Annotated in this window: 19 protein-coding genes; 8 read left to right on the top strand and 11 right to left on the bottom strand. The window is 66.1% G+C overall.

Annotated elements, in window-relative coordinates; translation table 11 throughout:
* Positions 1-2 precede the first annotated feature (2 nt).
* From B5D62_RS05090 to B5D62_RS05070, 5 genes are read right to left on the bottom strand one after another with little or no spacing between them, the layout of a single operon-like run.
* Entirely contained in the window at positions 3-782 is a 780-nt protein-coding gene (locus B5D62_RS05090) for an SDR family oxidoreductase (protein WP_085932700.1), read from the bottom strand.
* A 12-nt stretch (positions 783-794) separates the two neighbouring features.
* Positions 795-1,259: a DUF2147 domain-containing protein gene (locus B5D62_RS05085; protein WP_085932699.1), complete on the bottom strand. Its 465-nt coding sequence runs from the start codon at positions 1,257-1,259 to the stop codon at positions 795-797.
* Positions 1,256-1,963, bottom strand: coding sequence for a P-loop NTPase family protein (locus tag B5D62_RS05080; RefSeq protein WP_085932698.1), 708 nt, complete (start codon positions 1,961-1,963; stop codon positions 1,256-1,258). The genes B5D62_RS05085 and B5D62_RS05080 overlap by 4 nt, the downstream gene beginning before the upstream one ends.
* Before the next feature lie 6 nt (positions 1,964-1,969).
* Positions 1,970-3,052 carry an AI-2E family transporter gene (locus tag B5D62_RS05075; RefSeq protein WP_085932697.1) on the bottom strand — a complete coding sequence of 361 codons (1,083 nt, stop codon included), beginning with the start codon at positions 3,050-3,052 and terminating at the stop codon, positions 1,970-1,972.
* A gap of 22 nt (positions 3,053-3,074) precedes the next feature.
* Complete coding sequence (locus tag B5D62_RS05070; protein ID WP_085932696.1) at positions 3,075-4,154, bottom strand: DUF2066 domain-containing protein; 1,080 nt, start codon at positions 4,152-4,154, stop codon at positions 3,075-3,077.
* 59 nt (positions 4,155-4,213) lie between these two features.
* On the opposite strand from B5D62_RS05070, the gene purM reads away from it, so the two are divergent.
* The 3 genes from purM to B5D62_RS05055 are packed head-to-tail and all read left to right on the top strand — an operon-like array spanning position 4,214 to position 6,192.
* The gene (gene purM / locus B5D62_RS05065; RefSeq protein WP_085932695.1) at positions 4,214-5,305 is read left to right on the top strand and encodes a phosphoribosylformylglycinamidine cyclo-ligase; all 1,092 of its coding nucleotides are present in this window, start codon (positions 4,214-4,216) and stop codon (positions 5,303-5,305) included.
* Positions 5,293-5,943 carry a phosphoribosylglycinamide formyltransferase gene (gene purN, locus B5D62_RS05060; protein ID WP_085932694.1) on the top strand — a complete coding sequence of 217 codons (651 nt, stop codon included), beginning with the start codon at positions 5,293-5,295 and terminating at the stop codon, positions 5,941-5,943. Before purM ends, purN begins: the two co-directional genes overlap by 13 nt.
* Positions 5,944-5,985: 42 nt before the next feature.
* Positions 5,986-6,192: an aa3-type cytochrome c oxidase subunit IV gene (locus tag B5D62_RS05055; protein ID WP_085932693.1), complete on the top strand. Its 207-nt coding sequence runs from the start codon at positions 5,986-5,988 to the stop codon at positions 6,190-6,192.
* A gap of 67 nt (positions 6,193-6,259) precedes the next feature.
* On the opposite strand, the gene ndk is transcribed toward B5D62_RS05055, so the two are convergent.
* On the bottom strand, positions 6,260-6,682 hold the full coding sequence (gene ndk / locus B5D62_RS05050; RefSeq protein ID WP_085932692.1) for a nucleoside-diphosphate kinase: 423 nt from the start codon (positions 6,680-6,682) through the stop codon (positions 6,260-6,262).
* A gap of 123 nt (positions 6,683-6,805) precedes the next feature.
* Here ndk and B5D62_RS05045 point away from each other — a divergent pair, with 123 nt between their 5' ends.
* Complete coding sequence (locus B5D62_RS05045) at positions 6,806-8,731, top strand: ABC-F family ATP-binding cassette domain-containing protein (protein WP_085932691.1); 1,926 nt, start codon at positions 6,806-6,808, stop codon at positions 8,729-8,731.
* Between the two features lie 3 nt (positions 8,732-8,734).
* Here the strand turns inward: B5D62_RS05045 and B5D62_RS05040 are convergent, their stop codons facing one another.
* Positions 8,735-9,964: an MFS transporter gene (locus tag B5D62_RS05040; protein ID WP_085932690.1), complete on the bottom strand. Its 1,230-nt coding sequence runs from the start codon at positions 9,962-9,964 to the stop codon at positions 8,735-8,737.
* Positions 9,965-10,106: 142 nt separating this feature from the next.
* Between B5D62_RS05040 and B5D62_RS05035 the strand changes: the two genes are divergently transcribed.
* The 3 genes from B5D62_RS05035 to B5D62_RS05025 all read left to right on the top strand — a co-directional run bounded on the left by B5D62_RS05035 (position 10,107) and on the right by B5D62_RS05025 (position 12,845).
* Positions 10,107-11,144: a cyclase family protein gene (locus tag B5D62_RS05035; protein ID WP_085932689.1), complete on the top strand. Its 1,038-nt coding sequence runs from the start codon at positions 10,107-10,109 to the stop codon at positions 11,142-11,144.
* Between the two features lie 6 nt (positions 11,145-11,150).
* On the top strand, positions 11,151-12,230 hold the full coding sequence (locus tag B5D62_RS05030) for a class I SAM-dependent methyltransferase (protein ID WP_085932688.1): 1,080 nt from the start codon (positions 11,151-11,153) through the stop codon (positions 12,228-12,230).
* A 132-nt stretch (positions 12,231-12,362) separates the two neighbouring features.
* Entirely contained in the window at positions 12,363-12,845 is a 483-nt protein-coding gene (locus B5D62_RS05025; RefSeq protein WP_085932687.1) for a hypothetical protein, read from the top strand.
* A gap of 439 nt (positions 12,846-13,284) precedes the next feature.
* Here the strand turns inward: B5D62_RS05025 and B5D62_RS05020 are convergent, their stop codons facing one another.
* Positions 13,285-13,737: a DNA polymerase III subunit chi gene (locus B5D62_RS05020; protein ID WP_085932686.1), complete on the bottom strand. Its 453-nt coding sequence runs from the start codon at positions 13,735-13,737 to the stop codon at positions 13,285-13,287.
* 7 nt (positions 13,738-13,744) lie between these two features.
* Positions 13,745-15,235, bottom strand: a complete 1,491-nt coding sequence (locus B5D62_RS05015; protein WP_085932685.1) for a leucyl aminopeptidase — start codon at positions 15,233-15,235, stop codon at positions 13,745-13,747.
* A gap of 147 nt (positions 15,236-15,382) precedes the next feature.
* On the opposite strand from B5D62_RS05015, the gene B5D62_RS05010 reads away from it, so the two are divergent.
* Entirely contained in the window at positions 15,383-16,714 is a 1,332-nt protein-coding gene (locus tag B5D62_RS05010) for a UDP-glucose dehydrogenase family protein (RefSeq protein WP_085932684.1), read from the top strand.
* Positions 16,715-16,756: 42 nt separating this feature from the next.
* Here B5D62_RS05010 and B5D62_RS05005 read toward each other — a convergent pair whose 3' ends face one another.
* Both B5D62_RS05005 and B5D62_RS05000 read right to left on the bottom strand, forming a co-directional pair.
* Complete coding sequence (locus B5D62_RS05005) at positions 16,757-18,334, bottom strand: hypothetical protein (RefSeq protein ID WP_085932683.1); 1,578 nt, start codon at positions 18,332-18,334, stop codon at positions 16,757-16,759.
* A gap of 24 nt (positions 18,335-18,358) precedes the next feature.
* On the bottom strand, positions 18,359-19,498 hold the full coding sequence (locus B5D62_RS05000) for a tetratricopeptide repeat protein (RefSeq protein ID WP_085932682.1): 1,140 nt from the start codon (positions 19,496-19,498) through the stop codon (positions 18,359-18,361).
* Between the last annotated feature and the right edge of the window lie 252 nt (positions 19,499-19,750).

The following is a 19,750-nucleotide window of genomic DNA, read 5'->3' as shown; positions in this document are numbered from 1 at the left end:
GTCTAATAGGTGCCCGGATACTGGCCGCCGTCCATGAGCAGGTTCTGGCCGGTGATGTATCCGGCATGGACGCTGCAGAGGAACGCGCAAGCCGCGCCGAATTCTTCCGGCGTGCCGAAACGGCCGGCCGGATGGGCGTTCTCGCCGGCCTTGAATTCCTCTTCGAAGCTCCTGCCGCTCTTGGTCGCGCGCATCTTGTAGGTGCTGCGCAGACGGTCGGTGGCGAAGGGCCCAGGCAGCAGACCGTTGATGGTGACACCGCGCCGGACCGTCACGCGGGCGACACCGGCGACGAATCCGGTCAGGCCGGAACGGGCGCCGTTGCTGAGGCCCAGGATATCGATGGGCGCCTTCACCGAGCTCGAGGTGATGTTCACGATACGGCCGAAGCCGCGTTCCATCATGCCGTCGACGGTGGCCTTGATGAACTCGATCGGCGTCAGCATGTTGGCATCGATCGCCTTGATCCAGTCGTCGCGCGTCCAGTCGCGGAAGTCACCGGGCGGCGGACCACCGGCGTTGTTGACGATGATGTCCGGCTTCGGACAGGCAGCAAGCACTTCTTTTCGTCCTGCCTCCGTCGTCACGTCGACCGCAATCGGCGTGACCTTCGCTCCGGTCTTTCGGCGAATCTCGTCCGCCGTGGCCTCGAGCTCCGCCTTGGTGCGGGCATTGATGACGAGGTCGACGCCTTCCTGCGCGAGCGCCATGGCGCAGCCTTTGCCCAATCCCTTGCTGGCCGCACAGACGATCGCCTTGCGCCCCTTGATGCCCATATCCATGCGTTTTGCTCCCTACTGACCGACGCGGGTCCAGACCTGCGTTTCGCCGAACATCGGCGTGCCGACATAGCCCCGCAGCCGCAACGTGCCGTCGGCCTGGAGACTGATGTTGGCGTTGTAGATCTTGCCATTCTCAGCGTTATAGATCTGCCCGTCCTCGAAGGTGTTGGGATTGGCAGCCTTCTTGAAGCCCCAGATCAGCGGCATGCCGATCACCTTACGGCCGCGCAGTTGCGGATTGGGATTGCGGAAGTCGGTGGCCGCATCCGGCGTCACGGGCTGGCCATCGGGCCCCTTGGGATTGGCGAGGCTGACGATGAAGCCGCAGATCGGTCCGCTGGACGGATCCGAGCACGAACCGATGCGAACCTGCGCCGCACCCGATGCCGTCAGCCACGTTCCCATGACGGACTGCGCCTGGGCCGACCCCATGGCCGACAGGCCGGCCACCAATGCGACAAGCACGACCTTCTTCATCGCTCTCCCCCTTCTTGCGACGGTGCCCCACCCGACACTTCCGCCAGGACGTCCGCGGCCAATCGACGATCGATTTCCCGCTGCTCGGCGAGAGCGCGCCGGTCGAGCGCCGCGACGACACGACGGGCCGCATCGGCGGAGCGCTCCATGTGCGACACGAGATAGTGTACGACGCCCGGCCCGGCGTGCAATTGGCGGTCGGCGAGCTGCTTCAGGATGATCGAGCCCAGGAGCTCGTCGTCCGGCGGCGTCACCGCCACGGCCGGCGCGGCGCGCAGGCGCGAGGCGAGATCCGGTAGGGCGATATGCCAGTGAGCGGGCGGACGCTCCGAAATCAGCAGCAGCGAGCGCCGGCATTCGCGCATCAGGTTGTAGAGATGAAACAGGGCACGTTCTGCGGTCCGCTCGGCGTTCTCGATCACGATAGCAGGCCATGTATCGGCCAGGGCCGTGAGATCGGCCACGGTCTTGCCATCGAGTTCCCGGCTTTCGATGACCGCCGCGCCGGCTTGGACTGCCCAGATCCGGCCGAGATGTGTCTTCCCGGACCCGGGCGGGCCGCTGAGCGCCAGCGCCGGAGCTGGCCAGTCCGGCCACCGGTCAATCCAGGCGAGAGCTTCGCGATTGCCGGGCGCGACAACGAAATCGCTACGCGCGTAGGTCGGCGGTGGCAGCCCAAGATCCAGGATGAGCTGGTTCACCATTGCCGCTCACTCACCGTCGGCGCCGCGATAGAGAGCGCTGGCACGATAGCGCTCGAACAGATGGCGCACGACGACGCCCGCCACTGCCGCCGTCGGCACCGCGACCAGCACGCCGACGAAACCGAACAGCGAGCCGCCCGCCAGCAGAGCGAACATGATCCACACCGGGTGGAGTCCCACGCGGTCGCCGACCAGCTTGGGCGACAGCACGTTGCCCTCGAGGAGGTGACCGATGACGAACACGACGGCGACCTTGATGACCGAGATCCAGTCCGGTGGAAACTGCGCCAGGGCCATGCCGAGCGCCATGGTGGCGCCCACCAGCGTGCCAACGAAGGGAATGAACGAAATCAGTCCCGCGATCAGGCCGATCACGAATCCGAACTGCAAACCGACCAGCGACAGGCCGACGCCGTAGACCGTGCCCAGCGCCACGCACACCAATGCCTGGCCACGGAGATAGCCGGCAACCGCCGCGTTCGCCTCCCGCGCCAGGCGGCGCACGGTCTGGGCGTGATCGAGCGGCAGTCCGCTGTCGATCGCCGCCAGCACCTTCTCCCAGTCGCGCAGCAGATAGAACGTCACCACCGGGGTCAGGAACAGCAGCCCCAGTACGTTGATGATGGCGGCGCTGCGTTGCGCCACGCGTCCTGCCACGCCTCCCAGGATGGAAAGTGCCTCTCCCGCCCATTGCGTGGCCTGCGCCTGAAGGTCGTGCAGACTGAGCGGTTCGAGGCCGAGCCGGCCTCTGATCGGCTCGACCATCGGCTGGATGCGGGTCGCGACCTGGACGACGTATTCCGGCGCCTTGGTCACGAGTCCCTCCACCTGCCCAAAAAGCGGAGGCACGATGGCGAAGCCGACGCCGATCGCGATCAGCGCTGCCAGGATGGTGACCGTCGTCGTGGCCCAGGTGCGCGACAAGCCCTGCCGCTGCAGCCGCGTCACGAGCGGGTCGAAGAAATAGGCGACCACCGCCCCCACCACGAACGGCAGCAGGATATCGTTCAGCAGCCATAGGCCCAGGACGAAGGCCGTAGCCACCACTAGCCAGAAGCGCCAGCGATTGACGGCGGCTGGCCGGCTCATGCGTTGTCTCGGGGCAGGTCCGTCACCGTGCCTGCAGCCGCCACTGGTCCCCGTCCCTGTCGAGCTGCAGCCCCACCTGGGTCAGTGTCTGCTGCAGCTGCTCCGGCGTTCCGTAATAGTCGAGCCGCAAGTCGGCGTGATCCGATTCGAGCGTGCGCACCGCCACGTTCTTGACCGCGGGGACCGATCCCAGCCGCTGGCGGATCTGCACCCAATCACTCAAGGTCCGGATCGGAACCGTGACCTCGAGGCTGGCCTGCGAATCGCGTCGCACGACGGCGATGCTGCGCCACTGCTCCTCGAGGGCGGCATGCATCTTCTTGGCCGCATCGCCCAACCCCTGCGCATTGTCCACCGTCGCCTTCGCAAGGTCGGTGCGCGCGCCCGTCTGGGTATCGTAGCGCATGCCGCTGACGGTCAACGGTCCGCCGTTCTTGTCGCCCTCGACAGTCGCGACGATGATGGTCGGAGCGTGATACCGCTCGTTCAGCCGCGACAGGGCGGAGACGTCGCCGACATAGGCTTCTTCGACCGAGAGCGCATTCTGATCGAGCTGGTCGCCGCGCACGACGGTCAGAGGCACGGCGCTGGAGGAGGTATCCAGAGCCTGCCAGGCATCGCGCCAGGCATTGTGGTCGTCGAGCGGTTCGACCCCGTCTCTGTCCTTCCACAGCGGCACCAGAAGCGCGGGCCGGGCGATGGTTTCGGCAATGCCGACGCCCGCCTCCTGCAGCCACGCCTTCACCGGCGCGGCGGCAAAGACCACATTCAAGGTCGCCTGATAGTGATTGCCGGCGGCCCGCTCGCGCGCGAACTCGACGCCGCGCACCATGGTCTGCAGGCGGGCATCGTCGAGCGGCGGCACTTTCGACCGATCGTCGGGCGCCACCATCTTGTCGACCAGCATCTTGGCCGCCCGCCGTTCGGCCTCCAGGATGCCTTGGTCGCGCGCTTTCACGGCATCGGCGCCGTCGATATCCACCTCCACGCCCGGAATGGTGTAGGTGTTGTTGCTTGCAATTTGCGCGCGGGCTGCGCCGGAAACGGCGACGGCGGCCAGCAGAATGACAAGGATCGTGGAAAACCAGCGGGCTGGCGGCATTGCGGGGGTCCGGTTTTTGGCTATGTTCGCGCCACCTATCTAGCACGAATGAGCCTGGCTTGAAGCGTGACGCCCCCGGACACAATCTCCCTCCCCTGACCTACAAGGCCGCGGGCGTCGATATCGACGCGGGCGACGCCCTGGTCGAGCACATCAAGCCGCTGGCCCGGAGCACCAACCGTCCCGGCGTGATGGGCGGCTTGGGCGGCTTCGGCGGCCTGTTCGATCTCAAGGCCGCCGGCTTCCACGATCCCATCCTCGTTTCCGGGACCGACGGTGTCGGCACCAAGCTCAGGGTCGCGATTGAGGCCGGCATCCCCGATACGGTCGGCATCGACCTGGTGGCGATGTGCGTGAACGACATCGTCGTCCAGGGCGCCGATCCGCTGTTCTTCCTCGACTACTATGCCACCGGCCATCTCGAGGTCGAGATCGGCCGCCGCATCGTCGCCGGCATTGCCGAGGGCTGTCGCCGCGCCGGCTGCGCCCTCGTCGGCGGCGAGACGGCGGAGATGCCCGGCATGTACGCGGAGGGCGATTACGATCTCGCCGGCTTTGCAGTCGGCGCCGCCGAGCGTGAGCATCTGTTGCCGAGACCCGATATCGCCCCCGGCGACATCGTTCTCGGCTTGAGCTCGAGCGGCACGCACTCGAACGGCTATTCCCTCGTGCGCCGCATCGTCGCGCGAAGCGGCCTCACCTACGCCGCGCCCTCGCCTTTCAGCAGCGGCTCGCTGGGCGAAGCCCTGCTCGAGCCGACCCGCATCTACGTGAAGCAGTTGCTGGCCGCCATCCGCGCCACTGGCGCGATCAAGGGGCTGGCCCATATCACCGGCGGCGGCCTGCCCGGCAACGTGCCGCGTTGCCTGCCGGACGGCCTGCGCGCGCGCCTCGATGCCAGACGCTGGACGGCTCCGCCGGTGTTCAGCTGGTTGCGCGAGGTCGGCAACGTGCCGACCGACGACATGCTGCAGACCTTCAACTGCGGACTCGGTATGGTCGTTGTGACGACGGCCGCGGATGCAGCCCGGGTCGCCCAGGCCCTGCGCGACAGCGGCGAGACCGTTGCCGAAATCGGCGTCATCGAACCCGCCCCGACTGCCGAAGCCGATTGCGTGGTCGAGCACGCCGACAGCCTATGGCAAAGCTGAAAGTCGGCGTCCTGATCTCGGGACGCGGCAGCAACATGGCCGCGCTGATCGAGGCGGCTAAGGCATCCGACTATCCGGCCGAGATCGTCTGCGTGCTGAGCAATGTCGCCTCGGCGCCGGGACTGCAGATGGCCGCAAAGGCCGGCATCGCGACCGAGGTCGTCTCGCACCGGGATTTTGCCGATCGCGAAAGCTTCGACCGCACGGTGTCGGCGACGTTGGAGAAGCATGGCGTCGAGTTTGTGGTCCTTGCCGGCTTCATGCGGATTCTGAGCGCCTGGTTCCCGCAGCATTGGGCCGGACGGCTGATCAACATCCACCCGTCCCTGCTGCCGGCCTTCAAGGGGCTCCATGTCCAGCGTCAGGCCCTCGACGCCGGCGTGCGTCTCAGCGGCTGCACTGTGCATCTCGTCACAGGCGAGCTCGATGGCGGGCCCATCGTGGCGCAGGCCGCCGTGCCGGTTCTTCGGGGAGATACCGAAGAAGCGCTGTCGGCACGCATCCTGCGCCAGGAGCATCGGCTCTATCCGCTGGTCGTGCGGTGGTTCGGCGAGCGCCGGGTGACCGTGTCCGGCGGCAAGGTGGAGGTCACGGGCGTTCCGCCGGATGCCACCCTGCTCTTCTCGCCCGATCCCTAGTTCGCTATAAGACAGCCACGAAATTCTTACGGGGGACCTTCAATGGCCGAAGCAGTTCAGGACGAATATCGCGCTCACCTGGAGACCTACCAGGGCTTCAACAAGCTCGTGACCTTCATGGTCTTGTGGCTGATCGTGCTGCTCGCCTCGATGGCGCTTGGGCTGATCGCGCATCTGCCGGTGATCGGCGTGCTGCTGGGCGTCGGCGGATCGGTCGCCGTGCTCATCGGCGCCGCCCTCGCGCCCTGAGGGCCGGTCCATAGACATGAAAAGCGGCCCCTACGGGCCGCTTTTTTGTTGGCTGCGGTGGTTACGCTCAGCCGACGATCTCTGTGCCCGCAAAGAAGTAGGCGATCTCGGTCGCGGCATTCTCGGGCGAATCCGAGCCGTGCACCGAGTTGGCCTCGATCGACTCGGCGAAATCCTTGCGGATCGTGCCCGCCGCGGCGTTGGCCGGGTTGGTGGCGCCCATGATCTCGCGGTTCTTGGCCACGGCGTTCTCGCCTTCCAGGACCTGCACGACCACCGGGCCGGACGTCATGAAAGTGCAAAGATCGTTGAAGAACGGACGGGCCTTGTGCACGCCGTAGAATTGCTCGGCCTGCTGGCGGCTCATCCACAGGCGCTTCTGGGCCACGATCCGCAGGCCGTTCTCTTCGAAGCGGGCGTTGATCTTGCCGGTCAGGTTCCGGCGCGTCGCGTCCGGCTTGATGATCGAGAAAGTGCGTTCGACGGCCATAAAACCCTCTTGCCAGTATGCATTGGTCGAGTGGGCGGGCCTTATAAACGCGGGGTTTAGGCACGGCAAGCGGGCCAATCGCCTTGGTTCCGCCACCGTGCGCGTGCTAAAGCCCCCGGCCCCATGCTGCACATCACCGATCTTTCCTTCCGCCACGGCGAGCGGGTGCTGTTCGACCGCGCCTCCACGGCCTTCTCAGACGGCTGGAAGGTCGGGCTGGTCGGCCGCAACGGCGCCGGCAAGTCGACGCTCCTGAAGCTGATCCAAGGCCAGCTCGAGGCCGATGGCGGCACCATCAACCTGATGGGCCGCACCCGCATCGGCTCGGTCCCGCAGGACCCGCCCGGCGGCGACATCACCGTCCTCGACGCCGTGCTGGCGGCGGACGTCGAGCGCGCCCGCCTGCTGGCCGAGTCGGAGACCTGCGAGGACGGGCTGCGGCTGGCCGAGATCCACATGCGCCTGGACGAGATCGGCGCTGCCTCGGCCCCGTCCCGGGCAGCCTCGATCCTGAACGGCCTCGGCTTCGACAATGCCGCGCAGGGCCGTGCCTGCGGCGAGTTCTCGGGCGGCTGGCGCATGCGCGTGGCGCTGGCGGGCACGCTGTTCAGCGATCCCGATCTGCTCATCCTCGACGAGCCGTCGAACCATCTCGACCTCGAGGCGCAGTTGTGGCTGACCGAGCATCTGAAGCGGTTCCGCAACACGCTGCTGATGGTCAGCCATGATCGCGACCTGCTGAACGACGTATGCGATCACATCGTGCATATCGATCAGCAGAAGCTCGTCACCTACACCGGCAATTACGACTTCTTCGAGCGCACGAGGGCCGAGCGGCTGGCCAACGATGCCGCCCAGCAGGCCAAGCTCGCCGCCCAGCGCAAGCACATGCAGGCCTTCGTCGACCGCTTCAAGGCCAAGGCCAGCAAGGCGCGCCAGGCCCAGTCGCGCCTCAAGATGATCGAGAAGCTCGGCCCCGTCGCCACCGTGCCGGTCGACGAGCGCATCACCTTCAATTTCCCCTCGCCCGAGCAGCTCGCCTCGCCGATCGAGACGCTGGACGAGGTGACGGTCGGCTACGACAAGGGCCCGCCGGTGCTGCGCAAGCTCGACCTGCGCCTGGACATGGACGACCGCATTGCGCTGCTGGGCCAGAACGGCAACGGCAAGTCGACCTTCATCCGCCTGCTGTCGGATCGACTGGCTCCGCGCGAGGGCCGCGTCAGGCGCACGCCCAAGCTGCGCATGGGCTATTTCTCGCAGGACCAGGAAGAGTCGCTCGAATTCGACCAGACGCCGTTCGATCACATGAACCGGGCGCTGGGACCGGGTGTCGGCGAGGCCAAGGTGCGGGCCCAGCTCGGCCGCTTCGGCTTCTCGCGCGATCGCGCCGATCTCAAGGTCGGCGTGATGTCGGGCGGCGAGAAGACCCGCCTGCTGCTAGCGCTGGCGACGCGCAACGCCCCTCACCTGCTGCTGCTCGACGAGCCGACCAACCATCTCGACATGGATGCGCGTGCCTCGTTGATCGATGCCATCAACGATTTCGAGGGCGCCGTCGTCCTCGTCAGCCACGACACGCATCTGGTGAAGATGGTGGCGGACCAGCTCTGGGTCGTCGCCGGCGGCACCATCACGCCGTTCGAGGGCGATATCGACGACTACCAGGCGCGGCTGCTGCGCGAACGCGGCGGCCGCCCGGCCAAGGAAGCCAAGGCCGAGGCCAAGGCCAAGCGCGAGCAGGAAAAGGCGGCGGCTGCAGCCAGCGCTTCCGCCGCCACCTCGAAGAAGGATCAGCGCAAGCAGGGTGCCGAGGAGCGCGTGAAGCGCGGCCCCTTGAAGCGCGCGCTGGAGAATGCCGAGAAGACGATCGCCAAGCTCACCAAGCAGCGCGGCGAGATCGAGGCCAAGCTGGCAGATCCCGCGACCTATAGCGGCCCGCCAACGCTGGCGGCCGAGCTGCAGAAGGAGAAGACGCGACTCGAGCGCGAGCTCGCCCATGCCGAGCACGAATGGCTGGTCGCCCAGGAAGCCTACGAAGCGGCCTGATCTCTACTCGGCCGCTGCGGCCGGAACGCGGGCCGGCGGGCTCGCTTGGCGGATGATCGTGACGAGACCGGCGTTGAAGACATAGAGGCCAGTGGCGATCCAGAACATCGTCGCGGGCTGGCCGAGGCTCATGAGCTGCCCGAACACCAGCGGCGCCAGGAACGAGCCGAGGTCGAGGCCGGAATAGACGAAGCCGAACACCTTGCCCGAGGCCCCGGCCGGCGTGGCTTGGCGCACGATCATGTCGCGCGATGGGCCGGTCGTGCCGCCGGCGAAACCGGCGAGCGCCAGGATCACCGGCAGCAGCGCGGGCGGTACCGTCTGTGTGGCGATCGGCAGCGTCAGCGCCGCTGCGGCGAGCAGGCCGATCGCCGCCGTGCGCTCGTGACGATGGACGCGATCGGCGAAGTAGCCGCCCGCCAGCATGCCCGCCGCCGAGCCGACGACGAACACCATCAGGCAGAAGGCGGCATAGTTCTCGGTCACGTCGAACATGCTCTTCCAGGCGGGCACCGCGAATTGCTGGATGCCGACCGTGTTGGTCGCCAGGAGGGCGAAGTAGACGAGGCAGAGCAGGATCGGCATCTGCAGGAACAGCGCCCTTATCGAACCGCCACCATGGGCGCCGGCAGCGGCGCGTGCCTTGATGCGGTGATCGACGAGATCGGTGCGATGGACCAGCACGAGGAAGGCCAGCACGAGCCCGGGAATGGCGCCGATCAGAGCGGCTCCGACCCAGCCGATGCTGTGGTCGAGGAAATACATCGCCGGCCCCGCCGCCCATCCGAGCGAGCCGCCGAGACCATGGATGCTGAAGGCACGTCCCAACCGCTTCTGATCCACCGACGCATTGAGGATGGCGAAGTCGGCGGGATGGAAGACGCAGTTGCCGAGCCCGCCGATGATGGCGATGGCGGCAAAGGCCGCGAAGGAATGGGCGATGGAGATCAGCCCCAGCATCAGCCCGAGCGCGGCGAGTCCACCGGCCAGGATGGGACGCGCCCCGAAGCGGTCGACGGCAAACCCGGCCGCAGTCTGGCCGAAGCCGGAGACGGCATAGAACAGACTGCCCAGCAGCCCGACCTCGCCGAAGGACAGCCCCACCTCGTCGCGCACGATCAGCAGCATCGTGACGAACGCGAGCTGATAGTAGTGGCTGGCGCCGTGCGCGACACCGATCAGGCTGATGACCCGGACATCGCGTCGGGCAGGAACGGCGACTGCTGCGGACACTTCGAGATCCCCTTGTTGCACGGATCATAAACGATGCCGCCGGCTTGCTGCTGCGGAATTGCGTGCGGGGGTGCCATGCAAGCGTGATGACGCAACGCACACAGTAGGGCTAGTCTCCCCGCGCTCAGAAGGGAGAAACGCCATGAAGCGCTGGAAATTCCGTCCCGAAGGCTCGACATGGGGCGATTGGGGAGACGACGATCAGCTCGGTCGGCTCAACCTGATTACGCCAAAGAAGGTGCTGGAAGGCATCGCCGAGGTGAAGGAAGGCCTGTCCTTCTGCCTGAGCCTTCCGCTGGATCTTCCCGGCGGCAACGTCCTGAACCCCCGCCGCCTGCCCCCTGTGCTGTCGCCGACGGGCGACGAGAATGGCTGGCGCTTCAACTTCCTCACCAACACCATCAACCCGCTGTTCATGGACGTGGCCAGCGACGACCGCGTGATCCTGACGCTGCAATATTCGACCCAGTGGGACACGCTGGCCCATGTCGGCGGCATGTTCGATGCCGACGGCGACGGCGTGCCGGAGCCGCTCTACTACAACGGCTTCAAGGCCGGCTCCGACGTGGTCGGCCCGCAGCCCGACGCCGGGCGCGACGGCTGCGGCCACATGAGCTACGCCCACAAGCTCGGCGTCGAGAACATGGCGGCCAAGGCCATCCAGGGCCGCGCCGTGCTGGTCGATCTGGAGAAGCATTACGGCCGCGACCACAAGTACGTTAACTACGACGACTTCGCCCGCGTCCTCGAGGCCGACAAGGTGGTGGTCGAGCCCGGCGACATGCTGCTGCTCTACACCGGCTTCACCGACGAGATCGTGACGATGGACAAGAAGGTCGATCCGGCGCGCGCCCATGCGATGTGCTGCGTGCTCGACGGCCGCGACAAGCGGCTGCTGCAATGGATCACCGACAGCCAGATCTCGGCCCTGATCGCCGACAATTACGGCGTCGAGGCCGTCCCCGCCAAGCCAGGTCCGGAGAACGCCGAGCATCCGTCGCTGCCGATCCACAACCACTGCCTGTTCAAGCTCGGCCTCAACCTCGGCGAGATCTGGTGGCTGAAGGACCTGGCGCTATGGCTGCGCGACCGCAAGCGCTCCCGCTTCCTGCTGACGGCGCCGCCACTGCGCCTGCCCGGCGCGGTCGGATCGCCGGCGACGCCGGTCGCGACGGTCTGACCGCCGATGCCCGCATCCTTTGCCGAGCTCGTTGCAAGAAGCCTGAAGTCCGAGCCCTTCGCCCTGGTCGATGTCGGCTGTTCCGGCGGCATCGATCCCAAGTGGCGGGTGTTCGAACCGCAGCTCAGGATCCTCGGCATCGATGCGAGCGAAGGCGAGTGCCGGCGGCTGGCCAGTCTCGAGAAAGGCGCCGACGCGGATTATGTCGCGGGCTTTGCCGGCCTGCCGGAAGGACATCCGCTGCGCCACAAGACATCGGTCGCGCCGATCGGAGACCTGATCCAGCCGCGCTTCAGTTACATGCGGACGCGCGAGATCCGCCGCGCGTGGCTGGCGCAGGCGCCGCACGAGGAGCGGATGCGCCAGAACGAATGGCAAACCACGGAATTGGCCGACGAGGCACGCACGATCGTCGTGCCGCAGCTCCTCGCCGAACGCGGCTGGAAGAATGTCGACTATCTCAAGATCGACATCGATCGCGACGACTTCGAGGTGCTGCTGAGCTTCGACGGCCGCTTCGAGGAATTCGGCCTGATGGCCGTCCAGCTCGAGGTGATGTTCATCGGCTCGGATTCGGATCTGCAGCACAGCTTCCACAACACGGACCGCTTCATGCGCCGCCAGGGTTTCGAGCTGTTCGATCTCGAGGTGCGGCGCTATTCCACCCGCGCCCTGCCCGGCCGCTACATCTGGCCGACGCCGGCGGAAACCGAATTCGGCCGCCCGTTCATGGGCGAGGCCTACTACGCGCTCGACCCTGCAGCCGCCAAAGGGTGCGGTCGCACGCTCGATGCCGGCAAGCTTGCCAAGCTCGCGGCCATCTTCTCGCTGTGGAACGTACCCGACGTGGCGGCCGAGCTGCTGCTCGCCGAGCGCTCGGTCTTCGAGCCGCTGTTCTCGGTCGACGCGGCGCTGGATGCCTTGGCCGCGCAGGTGCAGCCCTTCAGCCTGCGACGCCGCTCCTATGCCGACTATCTCGCTCAGTTCGAGAAGGACTCGGCCGCATTCTATCGGCCCGAGGGCCATGTCCCGCTGCGCGAGCGGCTGGCCGCCGCCTGGCGCGGCTTCGTCCGGCCGCGGCGCTAGGGCTTGCCCCGGCCGTTACCATACGCCGGGAGAGCTGCCGGAATTGCGCAAACTGATTTTCCGCAATTCGGGCAGCTCCCTCCCAGGCCCCAAGGCTGGACGGGATCAGTGGCCGAGGGCAAATAAGCCGCCATGTCGAACCCCGTCGAGCCGGGCGTCCGCAAGCGCGTACGGGACGCCATCTCCAAGCTGATCTGGGACCAGGTCACGCCTTGGGTCTACATGAACGACGACGGCGTGCGCGTGACGAGCCATGACGGCCAATCGCTCTCCTTCCCCGATAAGGAATCACCCGGCGCGAAGGATCTGTTCTGGAGCGGCACCTATATCGAGCCGTTCGTGACAGAGATCTGCCACCAAGAGATCGCCGCAACCTGCCGCTGGGCGGATGCGCAGGGTGTGCCAAGACGGCAGGCGCTGAGCGAGCTGCGGACCGAATTGCTGGCGGGCTTCATCCGCCTCTACTGGACGATGGCGGACGTCCACCGCCAGACCTGGTGGAAGCTGCCCAACGGCGCCGTGCGACGCGATACCAGCGGTGAAGTCGATCGCATGATGACCTTTCTGGATGCCGCGCTCGCCAAGGCCGCCAACGGGGCTGTCGCCTCCGCCTGAGCACCGCCGGGACTTTCCGCAATTCGGGCAGCTCTTCCGGGGCGGAGTCCCTCCGGGAAGCCGGCTGATCGGCTGTCCTTGGATAGTTAGATATAAGTAATATATATCAATATATTGATATATATCTATTCCCTTCTCTCTCTTTGCCCGGCAGACATGCTCCCCGTCGTGAGAGCTGCCCGAATTGCGGAAAATCGGAATGCCCTCCCCACCTGTCCTCCGATCGGATGGAGACTCATAGGAGCGCGCCACTCCAGTGGCGCATTCATACAGATGAGCGCAACTGGAGTTGCGCGCTCCCTTGAGCAGCTACGCAGCACCAAACCTCGACCTCATCCCGAGGAGCCGCGAAGCGGCGTCACGAGGGGATGCGAGGCCGGGCGTGGTGCGGAATTGCGGAAAGTGGATTTGCGCAATTCGGGCAGGTCTCGGGGGGACCTCAGGCCTTCTTTTCCCAGCCACCGGTCGCGGTCTGCTGCCAGTAGACCAGCGTGTGGCCGGCGGCCTTGTAGGCCTTCCAGCGATCGCGGGCCTCGGCGACGGCCTGGTCGTCGCGTCCATCGAATAGTTCGAAGCAGCGCTTGTAGCTGTCCAGTCGGTCCGAATGGGCGTGGTCGGCGACGAACAGGAAGCCGGCGCCGTTCGGGTTCTCGTCGAGATGCGTCAGCCAGATCGGCTGGCGGTCGGCATCGCCTTCCTTGGCGGAGCCGTGCGGCAGGAAGCCGTTGGGATCGTAGGTCCACAGATGGGTGTTGAGGACATCGACCCGCTCGGGCGAGCCCAGCATCACCACGGCGCGCTCGCCGGCCTGCAGGGTCTTCACCAGCAGGCGCGGCAGCGCTTCTTCCAGCGACGAGCGAGTCAGATGGTAGAAATTGACTTCCGTCGCCATCGAGGCATCAGCGCTCGTAGCTATCCGCGATCCACCGATCGAGCAGACGCACCCCGAAGGCCGTCGCGCCCTTCGGAGTGGTGTCGTTGCCCTTGGCCGACCACGCCACGCCGGCGATATCGAGATGCGCCCAGGCCACGCCCTCCTGCACGAAGCGCTGCAGGAACTGCGCCGCCGTGATCGATCCGCCATCGCGGCCGTTGCTGACGTTCTTGATGTCGGCGATGTCGGAATCGATCAGCTTGTCGTACTTCGGACCGAGCGGCATGCGCCACAGCTTCTCGCCGATCTCAGCACCCGCGGCCCGCAGCTGATTGGACAGCGGGGTGTTGTTGGAGAACAGGCCGGCGCGCTCATGGCCCAGCGACACGATGATGGCGCCGGTGAGCGTCGACAGCTCCACCATCGCCTGCGGCTTGAACTTCTCCTGCGCGTACCACATCGCGTCGCACAGGATCAGGCGGCCCTCGGCGTCGGTGTTGATGACCTCGACGGTCTGGCCCGACATGGTCTTGACCACGTCACCGGGACGCTGCGCCTTGCCGTCCGGCATGTTCTCGACCAGGGCGCAGACGGCGACGACGTTGACGCGCGCCTTGCGGCCCGCCAGCAGCTTCATGGCACCGGTGACGGCGCCGGCGCCGCCCATGTCCCACTTCATGTCCTCCATGCCGCCCGCGGGCTTCAGCGAGATGCCGCCGGTGTCGAAGCACACGCCCTTGCCGATCAGGGCGACCGGGGCCTGGTTCTTCGGTCCCTTCATCCAGCGCATGACGAGAAGCTGGGACTCGCGATCGCTGCCCTGGCCCACGCCCAGCAGCGCGCCCATGCCGAGCCGCTTCATCTCGGCCTCGCCCAGGATCTCGACCTTGACGCCGAGCTTGGTGAGTTCCCTGGCACGGCGCGCGAACTCGGTCGGATAGAGCACGTTGGCCGGCTCGCTCACGAGATCGCGGGTGAAGAAGACCGCATCGACGGCGGGCTCGAGCGGCGCATAGGCCCGCTTGGCCTCGGCCACGGCCGAGACAACGACGGTGACCTTCTGCAGCGTCGGCTTCTGCTCGGCCTTCTCCTTGGTCTTGTACTTGTCGAAGCGATAGCCCCGCAGCTGCGCGCCGAGGGCGATGTGGGCCGCGATCTGGGCCGGCGACAGCTTGCTCTTCTCCACCACGTCGACGACCACCGTCACCGCCTTCTGGCCAGCGGCATTGGCATCGGCCACGACCAGGCCGCCCAGGCTCTCCGCGCCCCGGGCGTCGAGCTCGCTCGCCTTGCCGACACCGAGCAACAACAGGCGGCCGATATCGGCCTGGCCCAGCACGACCAGGGTCTGGCCCTTGGCACCGGTGAAGCGGCTCGCTTCGATGGCCCGGCCGATGGCGCCATCCGCCCCCTCGTCGAGGCTCTCTGCCGTCGGCAGGAGTTGCTTATCGGCTGAAACGAATACCGCGACATTGCCGGAAAGAGCCTTCGGAAAGGCCGAAAATTCCACTTTCATTGGATTCCCTCAGGTTTGGAGCGGAGTTTTCGCCCCTGCGACGGGACGGCGCAAGCCGCGAATCGGCGCCCATTGGACGCAAATTCGGGGCTGGCGTCCCGGCGCTGCCGACAGTATCAGTACCGGCCCTCAAAACGGGAATGGATTATGACCTCAGCTTCTCTGCCTCGCGTTTCCGTCGTCGGCCTCGGCAAGCTCGGCGCCCCCCTCGCCGCCGTTCTGGCAAGCCGTGGCTTCACGGTCATCGGCCTCGACGTCAACAAGACCTTCGTCGATGCCATGAATGCCGGCAAGATGCCGATCGTCGAGCCGCAGCTCAACGAGCTGATCGCCGCCAACAAGGAGCGGCTGTCGGCCACCATGGACGCCAACGAGGCGGTGCAGAAGAGCGACGCCAGCTTCGTGATCGTGCCGACGCCGTCCGACAGCACCGGCTTCTTCTCCAACCGTTTCGTGCTGCAGGCCATGGAGACGCTGGGCAAGGCGCTCCGCACCAAGAAGGGCTATCACGTCGTCGTCATCACCAGTACCGTGATGCCGGGCACCACCGGCACCGAGATCAAGGCGGCGCTGGAAGCGGCATCGGGCCGCAAGGTCGGGCCCGAGCTCGGCCTCTGCTACAATCCGGAATTCATCGCGCTGGGCAGCGTCGTGCGCGACATGCTCTATCCGGACTCGATCCTGATCGGCGAAAGCGATGCCAAGGCCGGTGACATGCTGCAGACCATCTATCTGCAGATGTGCGAGAAGAAGCCGCCGGTGCAGCGCATGAACTTCGTGAATGCCGAGCTCACCAAGATCTCGGTCAACACCTACGTCACGACCAAGATCTCCTACGCCAACATGCTGGCCGACCTGTGCGACCGCCTGCCGGGCGCCGATGTCGACGTCGTGACCAAGGCGCTGGGTGCCGATACCCGCATCGGCGCCAAGTATCTCAAGGGCGCGATGGGCTATGGCGGTCCCTGCTTCCCGCGCGACAACGTCGCCTTCGCCGCCTTGGCCCGCAAGATCGGCGCCCGAGCCGACGTTGCCGAGGCGACCGACCGTATCAACAATCACCAGATCGAACGCGTCTCGGGCCTGGTGGCCAAGTTCGCCAAGGCCGGCACCCGCATCGCCCTGCTCGGCCTGTCGTACAAGCCGCAGACGCCGGTGGTCGAGGAAAGCCACAGCGTCAAGATCGCGGCCAAGCTGGCTGACGCCGGCTACATCGTCACCGTGCACGATCCGCTGGCGCAGGATGCGGCCCTCACCGTGCTGGGAGAAAAGGTCGTGGGTGCCTCGTCCCTGGACAGCGCGGTGCGCGACTGCGACCTGCTGATCGTCGGCACCGGCTGGCCGGAGTACAAGGCGATCGATCCGGCCTGGTGCAAGCGCAACGGCCAGCGCCTCACGATCCTGGATCTGTGGCGCACCCTGCCCGCGGACAAATTCGCCGACGTCGCCGACGTGCTGTATCTCGGCTCGGGGCGCTAAGCGCCCCGACGACCCGCTCCGGAGAGCCCGGAGCGGCGATCGCTAGATCGCGTATCGTCCGCGCAGACGCAGGACCTTGCCCTTCATGGTCGGGTCGATGCGCGGATTGCCGGCCAGGACCTGACCGCAGAACGGGTTGATGTTGGCGCTGATATAGTCGGTGAACAGCGGCCAGAACCGGTTGTAGATCACATTGACCCCGATGAAGCGGCGCGACAGGCGGCGATGGGCCGGTCGGGTCTCTTCCTCGCGAGCGGCGGCCTGTCGGAACAGGCGCTCGACGCCCTTGAGCCGCTTCTCGTCGATCGCCTCGAGGATGCGCCCGGTGCGCACCGGCTCGTTGATGCCCTGGGTCGCCACGCCGAACTCGAAGATGAACATGTCGGTCCGTCGCAGCAGGTCGTTGAACGGCCCCGCTTCCACACCCGGCGTATCCAGGGGCAGGCCCTCGCATTCGCGCGGCACCAGGATCGGTCCGGTGAATCCCATGGCGCGCCACGCCACCGCGAAACGGCTCAGGAAATCGGGACGAGTGCCGACGAACATAAGCGCCGAATTGCGCGGATAGGTCAGCACCTGGTCGCACACGAACGGCAAGGTGTGCGGCAGGTCGTAGGTCAGATCGTTGTAGAGATGCCACTCGAGATTGGTCGTCCGGTACGGCTCGGCCGCCGGCTCGAGGGCGGCCGAGATGCCGGCAGAGAAGCGCTCGAAGGCGGTATCCCTGTCGAGGCGGATCTCCTCGATCTCCATCTCCGGCCAGCCCCAGTTCTCGGCCTGATCCGGCAGATACGGCGTCGAGACGTCCCAGATGAACCGATCCTGGTCGTTCATCTTGGTCTGCCGGCCCTTGTTGTTGGCCGCTGCGACGCGCGTGTGATCGCAGTGATAGCCGAACACCTTGTCGACCAGCGTATCGACGGAGCCGCGATAGAGCGCCAGCCGCGCCGCGAGGTTGGAGTCGCAGTGCCAGCCCAGCAGCATCTCCTCGTCGAAGCCGTGGATCGCGAACATGTCCTCGCGCAGCGCGGCCTGGAAATCGCCCAGCGCGTCGTAGCGCATCGGCATGAAGTTGTGCACGACCTGATTGAGATGGAAGCGCCTGGACCAGTCGCGCAGCTTGGCGATGTTGCCGACCGCATCCTTGCGGTCGAAGGCGGCCTCCCACAGCATCTCGGGCAGCTCGAAGCGCGGCACCTGATAGAAGCCGTCCGGAATTTCGCCCAGGATGTCGCTCAGCGATTGCTTCTCGTCGCGCGGCACCAGCAGCATGTCGGTGTTGGTGTAGAGGATCCAGCGGTTGCGCGGATTGGAGCGCCGTAGCGCCACGTTGCGCGACTGCGCCTCCAAGGCCACCAGATGGGTCCGTGCCTTGAGATGCACGTGCTGCTCGGGTCGCACGCGGAAGATGCGGAGCACCTTCTTGGCCTTCTCCGTCAGTGTATCCTGGATCGCTTCCGGGAAGGTCGGATGATCGTCGGGCGTGTTGTAATCGACGAACAGGATCTCGTCGTCGGGATCCGACATGACCTCGGCGATCGCGTTGAAGCTGATCGCAGCGCGCTTGTGGAGGTTGTAGCCGTGGCTATCGTTGCGGCCGTAGATGATGACGGAGAACATCTGGTCCTCGTGCGACTGATGCGATTACGAGCCGAGCCGCGCCAGTTCGTGGCGCGCCGCGGCATACTCGATCATGGAGGGCGGGGCCTTCTCGACCACCTCGTTGAAGCGCTTCCGCGCCTCGGCCGGATCCGACGGCAGAGCCAGGACGCCGATCTGGAACAGGGCTTCCGCCCGCCGCTCCGGTGTATCGGCGCAGGCCAGCACCTCGTCCGCCGTCAGCTTCGCGGCGTGCAACGCCAGCAATGGCTGCGGCCAGACATCGATCGTGTCGATCTGGATCGGACCGGCAGAACGATCCAGCCGATGCAACGCCGTCAAACGATAAAGCTGCCAGTACGGATCGTGAGGCTCCTTCTCGAGCGCCCGCTCCCATTCCGGCAAGGCCTTCTCGTAATCGGCAAGACGCAGCGCCACGCAGCCCCGTGCCGAAGCGTGTTCCGCCGGCAGAAGCTCCAGCTGCCGGCGCCAATCGGCATCGGCTTGGTCCAGCCGCCCCACCGCCAAGCGCGAGATCGCGCGACCACTCAGGATGTCGGGATTCTTGGATCGTCCGGCAACGGCGACATCGAACGCCTGCAGCGCCTTGTCATGCTCACCGAGCATGGCGAGCGCCTCACCCTTCAGCGCCATCACGTCGGGATGGTTGGGCTTCCAGCGCAGGATGTCGTTGTAGTCGTTCAGCGCTTCCTTGGGGCGACCCTCGGCGAGATAGGCATTGCCGCGGGCGATATGCGGCAAGGTATGGCGTCTGATCGAGTGCAGCACCGACGTATAGGCGGCGATCTCCGCCGTGAAGCGTCGGCGCTGGCGCAGCACGAACGGGCGATCGGGAGCACTGTCGCGGATCTGCGATCGCAGCTTGCGCACGGCTTCGTACTTCGACATCGCCTGTTCAGGCTTGCCCTCGATGTCGAGAATTTCGCCCTGGGCCTCGAGAGCCTCGGCCATGGTGGGAGCAAGCTCGCCAGCGCGAACGAACAATCGGGACGCCGTGTCGTAGTCGCCGGCGCGCGCCAATCCGCGGGCGCGCACATAGAGCAGTTCCGGGTCCGTCTCTTCCGGAGGCTTGGGTGCACTATGAGTTGCGAAGCGATCGAGGCCTTTTCTCCAGGTGTCGAGCAACACGCCGGAAAACCGCATGAACAGGCTGGCGTCGGTCACCCCAAGGCTCCCGACTGGATGAACAAGCCGTTCCGAGGGTATCTGTTGGCAGCAAAGCCGGGATTCGAAAGGGGCATAAACGACAATTATCTCAAGTCGATGAGGGGCGATCTTTGATTGTGGGCGTCCGCTAGCTTACAGACCTTCATCAGTCAAGGCGACGGCGCCGGCCCGCGCTTTTCGTGATCACGGCCCTTGGTTTCCCAAATTTCATTGCGCTAGTGTCGCCAGCGGCGATCATATATATCAACC

The sequence above is a fragment of the Enhydrobacter aerosaccus genome (genome assembly GCF_900167455.1).
Taxonomy (GTDB): Bacteria; Pseudomonadota; Alphaproteobacteria; order Reyranellales; family Reyranellaceae; genus Reyranella; species Reyranella aerosaccus.
Note: the sequence above shows the minus strand (reverse complement) of the source record. Positions and strands in the feature narration are given on the sequence as shown.